This window comes from Erwinia sp. PME.40.26/001 (assembly GCF_055556675.1).
Map to the genome: position 1 here is coordinate 1 of NZ_JBVHNP010000358.1, position 246 is coordinate 246.

A 246-nucleotide genomic window follows, 5' to 3' on the forward strand; every position below is an offset into this window, starting at 1 on the left:
CTGGAAGACGTCGGCGTCCACGCCGACCATGGCGATCTGACGGCCGGAGTCCTGGATCGCGACGGCGGCCGACTGGTAGATCGGGCCACCGACGGGCAGCAGCACGTCGACGTTCTGGTCGATGATCGCCTGCGCCGTCTGACGGGCGGTGTCGTTGGCCTCGAAGCCACCGGTGAACGAGCCGTCCTTGGCGGCGCGGTCCCAACCGACCACGCGCACCGAGGTGCCGTTGTCGGTGTTGTACTT

The 246-nt window shown here is 68.3% G+C and carries 1 protein-coding gene; it reads right to left on the minus strand.

The window, feature by feature from the left end:
- Nucleotides 1–246, minus strand: a 246-nt coding sequence (locus ACZ3HG_RS24535; protein ID WP_465335101.1) for a hypothetical protein, incomplete at both ends; no start/stop codon positions are given.